Annotated in this window: 14 protein-coding genes and 1 tRNA gene; 9 read left to right on the top strand and 6 right to left on the bottom strand. The window is 43.3% G+C overall.

Features of this window, described 5'->3' with window-relative positions; all coding sequences use genetic code 11:
• The first annotated feature begins 97 nt into the window (after positions 1-97).
• Positions 98-1,357: an MgtC/SapB family protein gene (locus JMW85_RS08915; protein ID WP_201581505.1), complete on the top strand. Its 1,260-nt coding sequence runs from the start codon at positions 98-100 to the stop codon at positions 1,355-1,357.
• A gap of 218 nt (positions 1,358-1,575) precedes the next feature.
• Here the strand turns inward: JMW85_RS08915 and JMW85_RS08910 are convergent, their stop codons facing one another.
• The 4 genes from JMW85_RS08910 to JMW85_RS08895 are packed head-to-tail and all read right to left on the bottom strand — an operon-like array spanning position 1,576 to position 3,670.
• A complete protein-coding gene (locus JMW85_RS08910) occupies positions 1,576-1,893 on the bottom strand; it encodes a hypothetical protein (protein ID WP_227681750.1) in 318 nt (105 codons plus the stop codon).
• Positions 1,894-1,903: 10 nt separating this feature from the next.
• Complete coding sequence (locus tag JMW85_RS08905) at positions 1,904-2,197, bottom strand: hypothetical protein (RefSeq protein WP_201581504.1); 294 nt, start codon at positions 2,195-2,197, stop codon at positions 1,904-1,906.
• A complete protein-coding gene (locus JMW85_RS08900; RefSeq protein WP_201581503.1) occupies positions 2,194-3,438 on the bottom strand; it encodes a site-specific integrase in 1,245 nt (414 codons plus the stop codon). Before JMW85_RS08900 ends, JMW85_RS08905 begins: the two co-directional genes overlap by 4 nt.
• A gap of 16 nt (positions 3,439-3,454) precedes the next feature.
• A complete protein-coding gene (locus JMW85_RS08895) occupies positions 3,455-3,670 on the bottom strand; it encodes a hypothetical protein (RefSeq protein ID WP_011513303.1) in 216 nt (71 codons plus the stop codon).
• Positions 3,671-3,865: 195 nt separating this feature from the next.
• On the opposite strand from JMW85_RS08895, the gene JMW85_RS08890 reads away from it, so the two are divergent.
• A complete protein-coding gene (locus JMW85_RS08890) occupies positions 3,866-4,090 on the top strand; it encodes a helix-turn-helix domain-containing protein (RefSeq protein ID WP_105245245.1) in 225 nt (74 codons plus the stop codon).
• A 428-nt stretch (positions 4,091-4,518) separates the two neighbouring features.
• On the opposite strand, the gene JMW85_RS08885 is transcribed toward JMW85_RS08890, so the two are convergent.
• Positions 4,519-4,593: transfer RNA gene (locus JMW85_RS08885), tRNA-Gly, on the bottom strand.
• A gap of 261 nt (positions 4,594-4,854) precedes the next feature.
• Here JMW85_RS08885 and JMW85_RS08880 point away from each other — a divergent pair.
• From JMW85_RS08880 to JMW85_RS08870, 3 genes are all read left to right on the top strand, one after another.
• A complete protein-coding gene (locus tag JMW85_RS08880; RefSeq protein ID WP_201581502.1) occupies positions 4,855-6,525 on the top strand; it encodes an alpha-keto acid decarboxylase family protein in 1,671 nt (556 codons plus the stop codon).
• Between the two features lie 193 nt (positions 6,526-6,718).
• Positions 6,719-7,054, top strand: coding sequence for a GlpM family protein (locus JMW85_RS08875; protein WP_227676529.1), 336 nt, complete (start codon positions 6,719-6,721; stop codon positions 7,052-7,054).
• Between the two features lie 214 nt (positions 7,055-7,268).
• Complete coding sequence (locus JMW85_RS08870; protein ID WP_201581501.1) at positions 7,269-9,044, top strand: potassium/proton antiporter; 1,776 nt, start codon at positions 7,269-7,271, stop codon at positions 9,042-9,044.
• 32 nt (positions 9,045-9,076) lie between these two features.
• Here JMW85_RS08870 and JMW85_RS08865 read toward each other — a convergent pair whose 3' ends face one another.
• Positions 9,077-9,976 carry a LysR family transcriptional regulator gene (locus JMW85_RS08865; RefSeq protein ID WP_201581500.1) on the bottom strand — a complete coding sequence of 300 codons (900 nt, stop codon included), beginning with the start codon at positions 9,974-9,976 and terminating at the stop codon, positions 9,077-9,079.
• Positions 9,977-10,209: 233 nt separating this feature from the next.
• Here JMW85_RS08865 and speB point away from each other — a divergent pair, with 233 nt between their 5' ends.
• The 4 genes from speB to JMW85_RS08845 all read left to right on the top strand — a co-directional run bounded on the left by speB (position 10,210) and on the right by JMW85_RS08845 (position 16,388).
• On the top strand, positions 10,210-11,178 hold the full coding sequence (speB, locus tag JMW85_RS08860) for an agmatinase (protein ID WP_055125012.1): 969 nt from the start codon (positions 10,210-10,212) through the stop codon (positions 11,176-11,178).
• Between the two features lie 123 nt (positions 11,179-11,301).
• Complete coding sequence (locus JMW85_RS08855; RefSeq protein WP_201581499.1) at positions 11,302-13,026, top strand: 5-guanidino-2-oxopentanoate decarboxylase; 1,725 nt, start codon at positions 11,302-11,304, stop codon at positions 13,024-13,026.
• 157 nt (positions 13,027-13,183) lie between these two features.
• The gene (gene dld, locus JMW85_RS08850; protein WP_201581498.1) at positions 13,184-15,001 is read left to right on the top strand and encodes a D-lactate dehydrogenase; all 1,818 of its coding nucleotides are present in this window, start codon (positions 13,184-13,186) and stop codon (positions 14,999-15,001) included.
• Positions 14,982-16,388: a YjiH family protein gene (locus JMW85_RS08845; RefSeq protein WP_201581497.1), complete on the top strand. Its 1,407-nt coding sequence runs from the start codon at positions 14,982-14,984 to the stop codon at positions 16,386-16,388. Before dld ends, JMW85_RS08845 begins: the two co-directional genes overlap by 20 nt.
• The last annotated feature ends 144 nt before the right edge of the window (positions 16,389-16,532 follow it).

The raw sequence follows: 16,532 nt of genomic DNA, 5'->3' as shown, positions 1-16,532 counted from the left end.
AAGACAGGTGTGGTTTGATTTTTATCGTCATGCTGCGTAATCAAAATCTCCCAAGTTCAACTGTACGGATTTGACAGCAGGGGTCATAGAGAGTGAGATGAATTTCATAATAGAGAATACATTTACGATTGAATCTGTCCAAAACTTAATTACTGCATCTACTGCAGCGCTAGGTTGTGGACTACTCATTGGTCTAGAAAGAGAGCGTAGCAAACAACGTGAGAATCAACACAGCTTTGCAGGTATTAGATCTTTTGCAATTTGCTCTCTATTAGGGGCAATTTGTTTTTCTTTCGGTTTTTATTTCGGACTCATAGGGGCATTGATAATAGGTGGTATAAGTATCATCTCTATTCATAAACAAATTGAAGATCCAGGTGTCACCACTGAACTTGCTTTTATACTCACCTATTTTATAGGTGGACTATGTTTATGGCATATTCCTTATGCAGCGGCACTTACCGTCGTCCTTACTTTCCTTCTAGTGACAAAGCATTCAATGCATGGAGTAGCGGTTAAATGGATTACTGAGCGTGAATTCAAAGATGGTATCTTTTTACTGGCCTTACTTTTAATTGCACTTCCTTTAACTCCCGATAGGGATCTTTGGGGTTCAGTACTAAATCCTTATATTATTTTAAAATTGTTGACATTGATTTTAGCCATTCAAGCACTAGCACATATGGCAAAGAGGCTTCTACCATCACGCCACGCCATGTTTTTATCTGCTTTAGCATCAGGATTTGTCTCAAGTACGGCCACGATTGCAAGCCTTGGAATAGAAGTTCGTCAGGGTCGTGCAGATGCAAAAGAAAATGCTGGAGCTGCGCTTATATCCTGTGTCGCAACAGTGGTGCAACTTCTTATTATTGTTGCAGGTGTAAGTTTTAGTTGGCTTAAAATCTTATTATTCCCCTCTATTATTGCCATTATAATGTTAATTATTCCTGGGATATGGCTGATGAGAAAAACTCGATCCGAAGAGAAAGCTAAGTTAGCTGATACACCGATGTTTAGTCTAAAAGAGGCAGGTATCATTGTAGTTTCACTTACTATTATTCAAGTAGTTGTTTATGGTTTAAGTTTATGGCTGGGTGACGCCGGTCTTATTGCAGGAACCGTACTGAGTTCTATGTTTGAGGTGCATGCAGCAATGGCTGCCGTAGTCATGCAAGGGAACCCAACTAACCCTATTTTATTGCTCGCCTTATTATTGGGTTTAGCGACACATGCAATTTCTAAATCAATTAATGCGGCAATTACGGGTGGTTTTCAATACGCACTTGCTTTTGTTCCAATCCAAATTATTCACATGACTGTTTTAATTATATTGATATATACTATGACGAATAATTAAAAAATTTCTCTACTTCATTGGTGTAATGGACGTTTTTCATGCTGATACAGGGTCTAATGTGTAGTGGTATAATAAAATTGGACAGCTTATAAGGGGTTATACTATCTCAAAAAGCATATGTAGTGGCACACTAAATTTGGACTATATTTAAGAGAAAATATATTGCATACGAAAAAGCCAGGCAGCCCAAGCTGCCTGGCTTTAAAATCTTGAACAACTTATCTATGATTATGCTCCCGCCATACAGCATGCTCACATACCTCACAGCACCAACTGTCTTTTGAGCGCATATACGGAATGTCTGCTGGTATTTGTAAGGGACAAACATAGCCGCAGTACTCACAAAGCACATCATCTAAATAAGCAAAACACTCACCGATTGTCTCGAACAGTACTTGTGGGCTTATTTTATACTTCTCACAGACGGTCTCTATATGAGCAATATAGTCACTTTCGTTATCATATGCCCAGTAATCTTCACAGATTCTTAGATCTCGCGCATTCTGCGTCATATTAGGCTGAAGTTTTACACTCATCACATTCTCCTCAGTAGCCGCCATAGCCAGACTGCGGTAGTAGCTCATAAAGCTCGCTCTGAAGCTGACAACGTATATCTTCAATCACATAGTCAAGATTCGCATCCAAGCGCTTCTGTACCCATACCCGCATCGCCATATCGTTATTAAAGCAGTGCTTCACTTCCAAGAAGCGTGCTAGGTTATAACCCGATGAAATATACAACTCACGCATCAATGCATTAGCAATAAGGTTCGCATCTGCACTGATTGCACCGTCAGGTTTAAGTTTAGCAAACAGCTCTTCATAATTGATAATTGTCATTGTGACGTCTCCTTGTCTGTTTGTGCATTAGCAATCAGTACATCAGCTTCAGAGCTATTCGATGCGCTGGTTAGCTTCTCCTTGCTCGCCAGTAGCAGATTATCCATCGCTGAGCCATCTTGACGGGTGATATCAGGCACATAACGGCTATACACCCGAAACAGCATCTCTGTACTACTGTGACCCATCTGCCGAGCAATCCACTCAGGATTCTCACCAGCAGCGAGCCAAAGTGTCGCTGCCGTGTGCCGAGTCTGATAAGCACGCCGATGTTTCAGGCCGAGCAGGGCAAGTGTAGGCTTCCATACCCGTCTATTCACATTGCGGTATTCCATCGGATTGCCCTGTGAATTGCAAAACACAAACTCTGACTTACCAAAGGTGCGTGCCTTCTGCTCTAGTAGGGCGTCATAGACCAACTGTGACATCGCAATATCACGTTGCGAGCCTAACGTCTTCGTTGGACCCATCTCACCATTTACTAATGCACCACGGATACTGATCTCACGGCGATCAAAATTAATACAGTCCCACTTAAGCCCATCAATCTCACTGGTACGCATCCCGGTAAAGAAGCGAATGGTGTAGTAGGGCTTATAGTCAGCACGGACATGCTTTAAAATCAGCCATACCTCACTCAATGTAAACGGATTTACATCCGGACGAGCTTGCTTAAGATTCTTAATATTTTTATAAGGCATCTCAAACTCATGGCGATCAGACGCTTCTTCTAGTATCATACGAAGAAGTATCATGATCTGATTGATTCGTGCTACTGACAGACTTGACTGACCATCTTTACCGTAACGAACTTTGGCGAGAGAGCTACGGAAGGTCAGCAAGTCTGGTTTTTTTATGGCATGTACTGCTTTACCACCAAACTCAGGCAACAAGTACTTATCAAGAATAATCTTTATTTTTTGCCGATAGCTTGGCCGCCATTCAATCTTCTTCTCCTCATACCAAATCTCTGAAAACTGCCTAAAGGTAGGATTGCGACTGATACAAGCTTCCGCTCTATCAGCCAGTGCATTCATTTCCTGCGCTCGTTCACTCTTTGGGAAGTAAGTAGCGTAATCAAAGATACCTAGGGTTATTTCAGCTTCCATTTTTTTCAAGACTTGCGCTAATTTTTTACGATTAGCTGGATTGTCTTCTAAACTGGTTTTCTCTCGACAGCGCTTACCTAAGTAGCGGAAGTCTACGACCAGCTTGCCAAACCGTCCTCGCATAGTAGCCATAGTAATTCTCCTTTTATTACTGAAGTGCCATACCGTTGATGGCGCTCATAACTGGCTTACACATATCCTCTTCGATACGCTCCCATACGTACAAAATCTTGCGACCGCCGAAAGGACGAATGTAATGGATGTTTTCAATCAAAACGGTGTCTTTCATTTGATTGCGGATAGTACGTGCGTCGTACTTGATGCGTTCGGCTAACTCATCAGTTGTTAAATAAGTATTGCTCATAGTGTTTACCTCTTTTCAGTTATTAAGTCATTGCATTAAGTGATAGAATAGAAATTATTTTATCAGCCTTAAAAATGCACCTTTGAAGTATCAGCTGTTATTTACCTGCTTAGAGGTAATTAGTAACCGATTTGTGTACTATATTATCTTTTTACCTCAATGTAAAGCATTTTTACCCGAAAAGAGGTATTAATTATGATTGTGTCTAAACTTCCTGTAATTTTGGCAGAGAAAAAGTTGCGTGTAGCAGATGTTGTAAGAGCAACAGGTATGAGTAAATCAACCCTTCATAAGTTATACAATGAAGAGTCATCAAGAATTGACTTCAATACCATCGACCAGTTATGTGAGTTTTTAGATGTGCAGGTGGGTGACTTATTTATTTATAAGCCAAATAATAAAGATAATGAAGAGTCTTGAGGATCTACAAAATTGAAAAATATGCGCAGAGAAATAAGTGGCAGAGCGATATATATAAGGCGTTTCAAGGTGTGAAATTAAGGTTGGGGTTATTATTAATAATTCCTTTTTCATGATTTGGTCACGTTTTGGTCACGCAATGAGCTTAATTTGCAAAAGCAGTGAAAAAATAAAAACCATGCTAAGAAATATTTTCTTAGGATGGTTTTTTATAAAGATAAGAATAATAAGTTGGGGTCAGTTATAGAATCAGTATTTATAGCATGGGCACGAAATGGTCACGTTTTGGTCACGGTGCTGATTTTTGAGCTTTTAATATGTTAGATAAACTTAGCAATTAGACTGAATAGCTCATGCTGAAAAACGCTACAGCCCTTAAAAATCGGACAAAAAAAAGCCTCACTGTTAAGTGAGGCTTTTTAAGTATTTGGAGCGGGAAAAGAGATTCGAACTCTCGACCCCAACCTTGGCAAGGTTATGCTCTACCACTGAGCTATTCCCGCTAATTATCAATTAACTATCGTCAGTTGATGAAGGCGTATTATACGCAGTTTTTTGAACGTGTCAACAGTTAGTATGAAAAAAAGTAAAAGATAGTAAATTGGCATATTATCCTAGCCTTCATCTGTGATATAACAGATTGTTGTAATCTATATTCCAAAAGCTTTGCTTTCTATAAATAGGCTGGAATAAAGTTTTATAATGACTTTAACCATATTAATCATTTTCATGATTTATAAAGATAACACTTAAGGATAAGTACTATGAGTCAACAATATACCATCGCTGATTATTTGTTTGATCGTGTCGCAGAAGCAGGCGCATCAGAGATATTTGGCGTACCTGGTGATTTCAACTTAACTTTTTTAGACAATATTATCGCCTCTGATAAGCTGCGCTGGGTGGGTAACACCAATGAGTTAAATGCAGGTTACGCAGCTGACGGCTATGCACGTGAGCGCGGCTTTGCGGCGATGGTGACGACCTTTGGAGTGGGAGAATTGTCAGCGATTAACGCGACCGCAGGCTCTTTTGCTGAGTATGCACCAGTGCTTCATATCGTGGGCGCGCCAAGTACGGCTCTACAAGATTCAAAGCGCCGCATCCATCACTCACTTGGTGATGGCGTGTTCAATCATTTTATTAAAATGGTAGAGCCGGTCACGGTAGCACGAGCGCAGCTTACCCCTGAAAATGCTGCCTCAGAAATCGACCGTGTGATTCGCTTAATTCTTAAAAAACATCGCCCGGGCTATCTGTTACTATCGCCTGACGTTGCTCGTCAACCTATTTATCCACCGACTACAAAGCTTGTTGATAGCCAAGAAGACATCACCAGTCAAGCAGCATTGGCAGATTTTAAACAAGCGCTCATAGAGTTTCTGCCAAACAAAACCACGACGCTGATGGCAGATTTGATGGTGCATCGTTTGGGACTACAAAATCAGCTTAAAGCACTTATCGCTGATACAGATATTCCTTATACGACGTTGTCATGGGGTAAAACTTTGCTTGACGAGAATAGTGAGCGCTGGGCAGGGACTTATGCTGGCGTGGCATCACGTCCCGTGGTCAAGGATGCAGTCGAAAACTGTGAGTGCTTAATAAAAATCGGTGTGCAATATACCGATACGACCACCGCAGGATTTAGCCAAGATATTGATGAAAATGCGGTGGTTGATTTGCATTATGAGCGCGCGAGCATTGCTGGCAAAAACTTTGCGCCCATCGCCCTAAAAGACGCCCTAAAAACGCTACATGAAGTCTTGACCTCAGATGTTAATATCGTGCCAAAGCGGTTCTGTAAAGAAGTCAAGCCGCATGAGCAACAGGGTAAGGACAGCGAGTCTATTCTTCAAGATGATCTATGGCATATCATTGCCGATCATCTAGACCATAATAATTTGGTGTTTGCAGAACAGGGAACGGCGTATTTTGGCATCAGTGATGTGCGTTTACCAGAAGGCGTGACTTGTTATGGACAACCAATGTGGGGTTCGATTGGTTATACGCTACCGGCAAGTTTGGGTGCGGCTATTGCATCGCCAAACAAGCGCAGTGTCTTATTGATTGGTGATGGCTCAGCTTTGTTGACCATTCAAGAAATCGCGGTGATGATTCAAGAGCATATCAATCCAGTGATTGTACTGATTAATAATGATGGCTATACCGTGGAGCGGGCGATTCATGGTGAAAACCAGCGCTATAATGACATTCCTAAGTGTAACTGGCAGATGATGCCAAAAGCTTTTGGTGCTACCGATGATAATAGTCTGCTGCTAAAAGCAGAAACAGCAGGCGAGTTAAAAGCAGCTCTTACGCAAGCAGCGGCTGTAAAAGACAAGTTGGTTATGTTGGAGGTCATCGCTGATAAGCATGATATCCCGCCACTACTCGCCGATATCAGTGCCGCACTGAAGCCAAAAAACGATTGAGTGATTAATAAAAAACTCGCTTCATAAAAATGAATAGCCCCATTTAGCACCATTGCTAGATGGGGCTTTTTGCACTTTTTTATCATATAGATTAATTAATCAGCTATTACTCTTATGTCGGTTTGCAGACTTTAGTATCATGGTGGATTGGGCTATTTCCAGCCCTTATCATTCCATAGGAGATGACCCCGTCGTGATTTGGTTAAAAATGCTTATTGGTGCTCTAATGGTATTGGCGATTCAATTATTCGCGCAAACCAGATTTTTTTATTTGGCAGCACTCGCGCCATTGTTCCCCACATTTACATTAATCAGTCACTTTATTGTTGGTACTGAGCGTAGCCCCGCTGATTTAAAAGTCGCATTAATATTTAGTATGCTCGGTGTCATACCGCACCTTATTTATACCTTTGTGGTATTTTTTAGCATCGGTTACGTCAGCTTATATAAGGCATTACTGTTCGGCGTTGTCGCTTGGACAATAGCCGCAGCGATTTTGGTCCTTACATGGCAGTACATTCAGGCTTAGTTGTGGTTAGAAAAAAACGTAAACTCTGTCAAAGGGCAATATATCAAAGGTATATATAAAATTCGGTACATATTTCTACAGATAATTTTTATAGATTCGGTCGTAGATGTTATTCTTAAGAGCGATTTTATGGTGCTACCTGTAGCAAACTAAAATTAGAATGATCGCGATAACTCCATTCATTACAATTTATAAAAATAGGGCTTAAAAAAAGATGGATACCTTAAATATCATCTATCTCGTAGGGGCATTGTTAATTTTCGCCAGTATTATGGCAAGTACGTTATCGGCGCGCTTAGGCGTTCCGCTATTGCTGTTGTTTTTGATCGTAGGGATGTTGGCAGGCGAAGATGGTATTTTAGGTATCGAGTTCGCCCAATACGGGCTTGCTAATTTCGTTGGGCAGGCGGCACTTGCTTGTATCTTGTTAGATGGTGGGCTACGCACGTCTTTTAAGTCATTTCGAGTCGGTCTTAAGCCTGCTATTACCTTAGCCACTTGGGGCGTACTTGCGACGGTAATGATACTGGGTGTATTCGTCACTTGGCTACTCGATGTCGATTGGCGACTTGGTTTGTTGATGGCGGCCATTGTCGGTTCAACCGATGCAGCAGCGGTATTTTCGCTATTGCGTAATGGCGGCGTCAAGCTCAACGATCGTGTGCAAGCCACACTGGAGCTAGAATCGGGCGCGAACGATCCTTTGGCTATTTTGCTGGTGACAGGATTAATCGCTTTAAATGTTGATCCCGCTGGACAGACGGTACTGGGATTTTTAGGGCTGCTATTACAGCAGCTTGGCTTTGGTTTGGGCATGGGCTTACTGTTTGGTTATTTATTGGCAAGGCTATTACCAAAAATACACTTGGCAGAAGGTATGTATGCCATTTTGATCATGTCTGCGGGCTTGGCCGTTTTTGCCGCAACCAATCTGATTGGTGGCAGTGGATTTTTGGCAATTTATCTCACCGGTGTGCTAATTGGCAACCATAAAGTGCGCTCAACTGAGCATGTGATGCGGGTGATGGATAGCTTTGCGTGGTTGTCACAAGCGGTATTATTTGTGGTACTAGGGTTATTGGTGACGCCATCGCATGTAATTGATGTTTGGTATTACTCCGTCGCGATTGCTGCTTTTATGATTTTTATTGCTCGCCCTATTGCGGTCTATACCAGTGTGAAACCCTTTAAATTTAAAGACAGAGAAATCGGCTTTATTTCTTGGGTAGGTCTGCGCGGCGCGGTTCCTATTACGCTTGCCATATTACCGGTGATGGCGGGAATAGATGGCGCTTTTATGTTGTTTGATATTGCTTTTGGCGTGGTGGTTTTGTCTTTGATTTTACAAGGCACGACCATTCCTTTTATGGCAAATTTATTTAAAGTGCGTATTCCTAGTAATAAAGATCCAGAAGAAGAGCATGAGGTTTGGGTATCTGACAAAGCAAGCATTACTTTATATGAGTTTGAAGTAAAGTCAGGGGCATTTGCGATTGATCGTCATCCAATGGCCATCTCTAAGCGCATAAACCCTGATGAAATCAGTGTCTTTGCCTTGGTACGCAGGCAGCATATAATCGTTGTTGATGAAAACACCAAGCTCAAATGCGGTGATAGGGTGTGGTATGCGATGACAGGAAACCACGCCACCCAAATTGCTAAGATTTTCAACGATACGACCCTTGACCATAAAGCCATGGATGACTTCTATGGCGATTGGCTGCTATCCCCAAGTGTGAAGCTTGGAGATTTGCCGTTTTTTACCGGTATTATGGCGTCTGAGTCGCTGGTCGATAAACTCAAATCCAAATCTGAGGACAGCGCCAAAAGCATGTGGGATCAAACGGTCGCTGAATATATCAATGATAGCTTAGAAATAAAGCCAGTATCGGGTGATACGGTCGACATCAATGACGAATGGTCGTTGGTCATAAAAGAAGTGGATAACAAAGGAAAGCTTAGAACGATTGGTTTAAAGCATCTAGAGTGATTAACAGCAGGGTAGCTATTTGCCGTTATTATTCACAAAAGACGCGTCATTTGACTTAAGAACTCGGCGACTTGTTTGTGTAAGTTTTCTCGATAAGCCCAATGATGCTTGACCTCGTAACTGGCCTCATTGGGCAGTAGTATTTTCATCAGCCCCATTTCTTCATAACGCTTGGCTAAATCATTAGGCAAGTAACCAATATGGTGACCCGCCAGAATGAGCTGCGCAGTTGCCTCCATATGATAAGTGGTGGCACTCAAGGTTTTTGGGCGGACATGATTGATACTCAAATCGGTAATATAGCCTCGTTTTATCCATGGATAGTTTTGTTCCAAATCCTCAAAAGTTAACCCTTCTGCTTCATAAAACAGTCGATGCTCGCGCCCACAGCACACCACTTGCTTTTCAATAAATGCTGGCTGAAAAGTGAGTAGTGGTGGAAAACTGCCAAAATATCCCACACCAATATCACTCTCATTGCTTAGCAGCTTCTCTAGCATGCTTTCAGGGCTTTGCACATCGATAGAAAAGTGGATAAGGGGATTGTCACGATAGCTAGCAGCCAAACATTGGCGCAAGGCATCATAAAAAAACGTCGGCATCTGGTCAATGAGACACAGTCGGATATGACCGCCACGCACCGAATCCAATTGGCGAATATAGTGCAGTTGATGCTGAAAACTGGCAACCGCTTCGGTAAAACTCAAGCAAGCTTCATATACTGCTGCACCATCTTCTGTGAGCTTAAAACCCGCGCGTCCGCGATGACAAAGCGTCATGCCTAAGCGATCTTCTAAATGGGTCAAATGACCACTAATGACAGAGGTCGTCACATTTAAGCGAGACTGTGCGGCTGTCACGCCCTGACATTCTACGATTGCCATAAAGCTACGCAAGGTTTTGATGTCTATTTTTATCAATTCATCTAGCATCGGTCATTATTCCTCAGTACCTCTGATGCCCATCAAAACGCATCTTCTATTTATCACTTTTCTAACATCAAATTTATATCAAACTTCTGATAATAACGGTTAAATCTAAATTACTACGAAAAATCAGAAGTTTACTTCTAAATTTTACCATGGTCTGACTTCAAATATTTAGGTATTGTCAAAGCATATAAAAAATTGCCTATTTTAAACAAACTGAAACAAGGATGTGATTTATGAAATTCAATCAACCATTAAGCGGCAACGATATGCCAAGATTTGGCGGCTTTGCTTCTATGATGCGCTTGCCGACTCAAGCTGATGCAGAAGGGTTAGATGTGGCGTTTGTGGGTGTGCCTTTAGATATCGGTGCGTCAAACCGTAGCGGTGCGCGATTGGGTCCACGACAAATTCGTGATGAATCACGCATGATTCGTCCCTATAATGTCGCCACTCGTGCAGCGCCTTTTGAGTCTTTACAAGTTGCTGATATCGGCGACGTGCCTATCAATACTTTCAACTTGCTAAAAAGCATTGATATCATCGAAAAATTCTATACTGATAAAATCGTGAATCATGGGGCTATCCCATTGACTTTGGGCGGCGATCATACCATTGCCTTGCCTATCTTACGTGCGCTTGCCAAAAAACATGGCCCTGTCGGCATGGTGCATATCGATGCGCATGCAGATATCAACGATGAGATGTTTGGCGAAAAAATCGCTCATGGTACACCGTTCCGCCGCGCTGTTGAAGAAAACTTAATCGATGGCAACCGTGTGGTACAGATTGGCTTACGTGGTACAGGCTATAGCGCCGAAGAGTTTGATTGGTCAACCCAGCAAGGCTTTCGTGTGGTACCTGCCGAGGAATGCTGGTACAAGTCGCTGACACCATTGATGGCAGAAGTACGCGAAAAGCTCGGTGATGGCCCTGTCTATTTAAGTTTCGATATCGATGGTATTGATCCTGCGTTTGCACCGGGTACGGGCACTGCTGAAATCGGCGGCTTGACCTCAACGCAAGCGATAGAAATCATTCGCGGTATGCGCGGACTTGATGTGGTGGGTGGCGATTTAGTAGAAGTGTCTCCTCCTTACGACCCCTTTGGTAACACCTCTGTATTGGCGGCAAACTTGCTATTTGAGATGTTATGTATCTTACCGGGTGTGCGCTATGACGATAAGGTAAAGGCGGTGTATTAAGAATGATTTGTAATCGCAAACTGCTTTTATTAAGCTGCTTTTTATAAGGGATTAAAGGGCAGCTTGGGTTTGACACTGAACAACTTATTTAAACGCGATTGAACTTTTTAGGATGATTAACTCATGACGCAAACGCTTCAAACATCTTCTTCAGCGCCCGCCACGCCGTCTCTGACATGTGGTGAGCTGCTCGTACAGTGGCTAGAGTATTATGGGGTAGAGACCGTATTTGGTATTCCGGGTGTGCATACGGTCGAGCTATATCGTGGTCTGCCAAACACCAACATTCGCCACGTGACACCGCGTCATGAACAAGGTGCGGGGTTTATGGCTGATGGCTATTATCGCGCGTCTGGTAAAGTGGGGGTTTGCTTTATTATTACAGGCCCCGGTATGACCAACATCATGACGGCTATGGCACAAGCATTGGCTGACTCCATCCCGATGCTAGTGATTTCTAGTGTTAATAAAGTGAAAGATACGGGCAGCGGTGAAGGGCACTTGCATGAATTACACGATCAGCAAGGCATGGTCAGTAAGGTTGCACTCATGAGCAAAACTATCTGGCAGCCTGAATCGCTACCCAAGGTCATCGCTGAAGCGTTTGCATTATTTAATGGCGCACGTCCAGGGCCAGTGCATATCCAGTTGCCCATTGATGTGATTACCACAGATGCCAGCCATGTCGCAAAGCCCTCTAATTATTTAAATAAATTTGTAAAAAATTCAACTGATGCACATGGTTTAACGTTACCTCAAGTAATGAGACCGCTGCCCAATCCTATCCAATTAGATTTGATCGTTGAATCTCTAAAAGCGGCAAAAAATCCAGTGATACTTTATGGCGGTGGCTGCGTCGATGTCGATCATGATGCGCAAAAACTGGCAGAGCTGATAGATGCACCGACATTTCTGACCATCAATGCCAAAGGTTTGCTGCCACCTAGCCACCCATTAAGTTTGGGTAGCAATCAGTCATTAGAGGCAGGTCGCGCCGTTATTGCTGAGGCTGATTGGGTATTGGCGATTGGTACTGAGCTGGGTGAGACTGATTATGATGTGTTCTTTAATGGCGAGTTTAAAATCAATGGCACGCTGATTCGTATCGATTGCGATGCCCAGCAATTACAGCGTCCTTTTAGAGCCGATATCGCGGTATTGTCCGATGCGCAAATGGCGGTAAGTGGTCTCTGCAAACGCTTAGAGGGTCAGGCGTTAAATCATCAAGCGGCATCACGAGTAAACGAGGCAAAACAAGCACTATTAGAGGGAATGACACCAGACTTTGCTGGGCAAAATGCGCTACTTCAATTGATTCGAGATGAAGTAAAAGACGTCATCTTCGTTGGTGATTCAACGCAGCCTGTCTATAGCGGCAATCTTGGTTTTGAGGCATTGGCGACGCGTCGATGGTTTAACTCGTCAACAGGGTTTGGCACGTTAGGTTATGGTTTGCCTGCTGCCATTGGTGCCATGATTGGTTCCAACAGTCCAGTGGTCAGCTTGATTGGCGACGGCGGTATTCAGTTTACGATTGCAGAACTTATCTGCGCCGCCGAGCTTGAGCTGCCATTGATTGTGCTGCTGTGGAACAACCAAGGCTATGGCGAAATTCGTCGTTATATGGAAGAGGGTGGATTGCCACTAATCGGGGTTAATATTAAGACGCCGAACTTTGAGCCGCTGGCAGCAGGACTTGGTGCAGGTTATCGCAGAATCACAGCCAAACAGCAATTGCTCGACGCTCTAAAAGAAGATATCAAGGGCAAGCAACCCATCATCTATGAAGTTGATGAAACCGATGACTTTTTGATTGAAATGGGTAAAACGTTCACCTGCTTTAGCTAACAATATAGTTAATCCTATATAAATCAGATACGGTGTCAGGCTCGCTTAGTCTACTATTTGTAGTACTTTCACTCGCCTTCCTTGTATCTAAATTATATTGAACCAACTATACCAACACTAAGCATAATAAAGGCTGGTCGCTCAAGGAAGAACGTCTATGATGCCACATGCTAACCGCTCGTCTGGTCGCTTGAGTACCTCGCTGGCAAGCTTATTAACGGATTTATCCGCCGTTGTTGGCGCGACCAATGTATTGACCAAACCCAGCCAGCAGCAGTCGTATACACAAGGGGCGATTGCTTCTATCACCGATGCTGTCGCGGCAGTTGTGATACCAGACTCTCTTGTGGCACTATGGCGCGTCATTAATCTCTGTGCGGCGGCTGATGCGATTATTATTGCACAGGCTGCTAACACAGGGTTGACCGGAGGCTCGACACCGTACGGAGAGTACGATCGAGCAGTCGTCGTGATTTCTATGCAACGATTGGGCGGTGTTCATCTGCTCAATGATGCAGCAGAGCTGGTTGCCTTGCCAGCGGCTAGCCTCCAGCAGTTGGAGTCTGAGCTTGCGCCGTTAGGGCGTGAGCCGCATTCAGTACTGGGCTCTAGTTGTGTTGGTGCTTCAGTGATTGGCGGTATTTGCAACAGCTCTGGCGGTATGTTGGTGCAGCGTGGTCCGGCGTATACCGAGATGTCGCTATTTGCCAAACGTAATGCCATGGGTGAGTTTGAATTAATCAATCACTTGGGCATTGATTTAGGTGCAGATCCAGAAGAGATGCTTAGAAACTTACAAACTGGCACGTTCAATAAAAATCCAGAGAGTGCCAACAGTAAGTCCTGTACAAACCACCATTATCAACACAAGGTGCGCGATTGCGTGGCAGACACACCTGCTAGATTTAATAATGACCCTAACGGATTATATGAAGCCTCTGGTTCAGCAGGCAAAGTCATCGTCTTTGCGGTTCGAGTCGCGACATTTGCCAAACCGACGCAAGAGCAAACGTTTTATATCTCGACCAATGACGCCGATACTTTAACCACACTCAGGCAAGAGTGGTTAAAAAGCGAGCTAAACCTGCCTATTTTGGCAGAATATATGCATCAAGATTACAACGATATTACCATGCGCTATGGCCGTGATACTTGCTTGAGTATGCGAAAACTGCCAGCCAGTAAGATAGGAGCGCTGTATCGGTTACAAGCCAAGATTGGCTATTATTTGGATAAATGGCGACTGCCTCAGACGTTACCAGATCGGATGCTACAAATGACTGGTGTTTTCATGCCGCCGTCATTACCCAATTCTTTGGCGAAGCAGGCGTGCTCCTATCGTTATCATTTAATCATCAAAGTTGCGGATGGCAATAATACGGACGATGATAATAGCAATGGCAATAATAGCGGCAGTCATGGTCATATTGCCGCCGCTCAAGTATTTCTACAGTCTCATATGCAGCAGCATCAAGGCGTCGTACATCTTTGTACAGCAGCAGAATCCCAAGCATTATTGGTGTTTCGTAGTGCGGCAACCGCTGCCATGTTTCGTTATCACAATCTTAACCACACAAGGTTTGGCGCGCTATTATCTACCGACATTGCCTTACCACGGAATGCTGTAGATTGGGATGAAGTGCTACCTATTAACTTACAAAAGCAGGTCAGTAAAACCTTTTATTTGGGACATTTTTTTTGCCATGTCATGCATCAAGATTATCTGTTATACCCTGAAGTGGATGCAAAAAAATTCAAGGATGAGCTGTTGGCGTTTTATGATCGACGTCGTATAGAGTACCCTGCTGAACACAACGTGGGTCATGTCTATACCGCAAAACCTGCACTACATACTTTTTATAAAAAACTAGATCCGACCAATTCGCTAAATCCAGGCATTGGTCAGACAGCAAAATGGAAAAATTGGCGATCGTCGCCCATCAAGGAGGAATTAAATGACGAATTATCTCGATAAGTCGCAGCAACCGATATTAGGAAACGATGTTGTCGATTCAGAAACACCGCAAGGAGAGCAGTGGCATGCGTCAATGTGGAAGTTTTTATTGTTTTCAGCATTGGGCATTGCACTATTTATAATACCGTTTCAATGGGACGGAAAGGTTACGATTTTATTGGGTGTGTTAACGGACGCTTTGCAAGCTTTGTTGGGCGGTTCTGTCGTTTATGTGGCAATGGCAATCGTGACGACATCCTTTCTTGGGGCGCTGGCTGTGAAGGTGTTAAAGCCCAACCTACATGAAGACTCTATGGTCAAAAAACTCTTCGATGTTGATTGGTTTTGGCTCACCGCCCGATTGCTAGGGATGGTGTTTGTCTGGATGATTTATCTGCAAGTCGGCCCTGAGTTTATTATTAACCGTAATACCGGCGGCGTTATTTTTGAAGATTTGATTCCGATTTTGATTCCTTTGTTTTTCTTCGCCATTTTATCGTTGCCGTTTTTGACAGATTTTGGTTTGATGGAGTTTTTGGGCACACTGGCGAGCAAAATATTTGTCAAACTGTTTAAGTTGCCAGGACGCTCAGCGGTAGATGCGATGTCCTCTTGGTTTGGCGCGGCTTCTATCGGTCTACTGGTGACCATGCAGGAGTATGATAAAAGCTACTATAGCCAGCGTGAAGCGGCGATTATCGCGACGACTTTTTCGGTGACTTCTATCGCTTTTACTTACGTCGTCGCCAAAACCATCGGCGTGGATGATAACTTTGTTTATTTTTATCTGACCATTGCTTTAACAGGCTTTATCGCCGCGATTATTATGCCACGTATACCGCCACTTTCCTTAAAGCCTGACACCTATCATTCTGGAAAAAGCATGCTCGATGAAGGGATTCCTGCTCAGTACACGACCTACCAATGGGCGGTCAATCGTGCTGTGACGCGCGCGCACTCAATGCCAAGTCTGGGTCAAGTGTTCAAACGTAGTGTAAAAAATTTATTCGATATCTATTTTGGGCTAATCCCCGTGATTTTCGCAATTGGTACGATTGGTCTGGGCTTAGCCGAGTACACGCCTGTGTTTAAATGGTTGTCTGCACCGTTAGTGCCATTGCTGGATTTGTTACAGATTCCAGAGGCAGCAGAGGCGGCTCCAGCGATGATTATGGGCTTTGCGGATATGTATTTGCCAGCCTTGGTCGGTAAAAGTATTGAGAGTGAGATGACAAGATTCATCGTTGGTGCATGTTCTATTACTCAGATTATTTACATGTCTGAAGTGGGCGCGCTGATTTTGAAATCAAACATCAAGCTTAATGTGTTAGAGCTGTTTATGATTTTTATTCTTCGTACTCTGATCAGTTTGGTGGTGATTACTTCAGTGGCGCATTTACTTTACTAGCTATGTAGCCAATATCAACCCAGCCTCTAGCATAACGATAATGTGCTAAATAATCGGTTTATCTAACTAAAGAATAAACTGATTATTTAGCGAATGATTTATAGAAACACTTATAAATGCAATTAAAGACAATAGGTATAACAA

Origin of the sequence: Psychrobacter glacincola (genome assembly GCF_904846075.1) — a bacterium.
GTDB lineage: Bacteria > Pseudomonadota > Gammaproteobacteria > Pseudomonadales > Moraxellaceae > Psychrobacter > Psychrobacter glacincola_C.
The sequence above is the reverse complement of the archived record's forward strand: the minus strand, read 5'-3'. Positions and strand labels throughout refer to the sequence as shown.

Coding starts and splice junctions, on each gene's coding strand:
- dld (WP_201581498.1), top strand. CDS start 13,184: ATGATGCCACATGCTAACCGCTCGTCTGGTCGCTTGAGTACCTCGCTG.
- JMW85_RS08915 (WP_201581505.1), top strand. CDS start 98: ATGAATTTCATAATAGAGAATACATTTACGATTGAATCTGTCCAAAAC.
- JMW85_RS08910 (WP_227681750.1), bottom strand. CDS start 1,893: ATGAGTGTAAAACTTCAGCCTAATATGACGCAGAATGCGCGAGATCTA.
- JMW85_RS08870 (WP_201581501.1), top strand. CDS start 7,269: ATGGATACCTTAAATATCATCTATCTCGTAGGGGCATTGTTAATTTTC.
- JMW85_RS08855 (WP_201581499.1), top strand. CDS start 11,302: ATGACGCAAACGCTTCAAACATCTTCTTCAGCGCCCGCCACGCCGTCT.
- JMW85_RS08900 (WP_201581503.1), bottom strand. CDS start 3,438: ATGGCTACTATGCGAGGACGGTTTGGCAAGCTGGTCGTAGACTTCCGC.
- JMW85_RS08905 (WP_201581504.1), bottom strand. CDS start 2,197: ATGACAATTATCAATTATGAAGAGCTGTTTGCTAAACTTAAACCTGAC.
- JMW85_RS08895 (WP_011513303.1), bottom strand. CDS start 3,670: ATGAGCAATACTTATTTAACAACTGATGAGTTAGCCGAACGCATCAAG.
- speB (WP_055125012.1), top strand. CDS start 10,210: ATGAAATTCAATCAACCATTAAGCGGCAACGATATGCCAAGATTTGGC.
- JMW85_RS08865 (WP_201581500.1), bottom strand. CDS start 9,976: ATGCTAGATGAATTGATAAAAATAGACATCAAAACCTTGCGTAGCTTT.
- JMW85_RS08845 (WP_201581497.1), top strand. CDS start 14,982: ATGACGAATTATCTCGATAAGTCGCAGCAACCGATATTAGGAAACGAT.
- JMW85_RS08890 (WP_105245245.1), top strand. CDS start 3,866: ATGATTGTGTCTAAACTTCCTGTAATTTTGGCAGAGAAAAAGTTGCGT.
- JMW85_RS08880 (WP_201581502.1), top strand. CDS start 4,855: ATGAGTCAACAATATACCATCGCTGATTATTTGTTTGATCGTGTCGCA.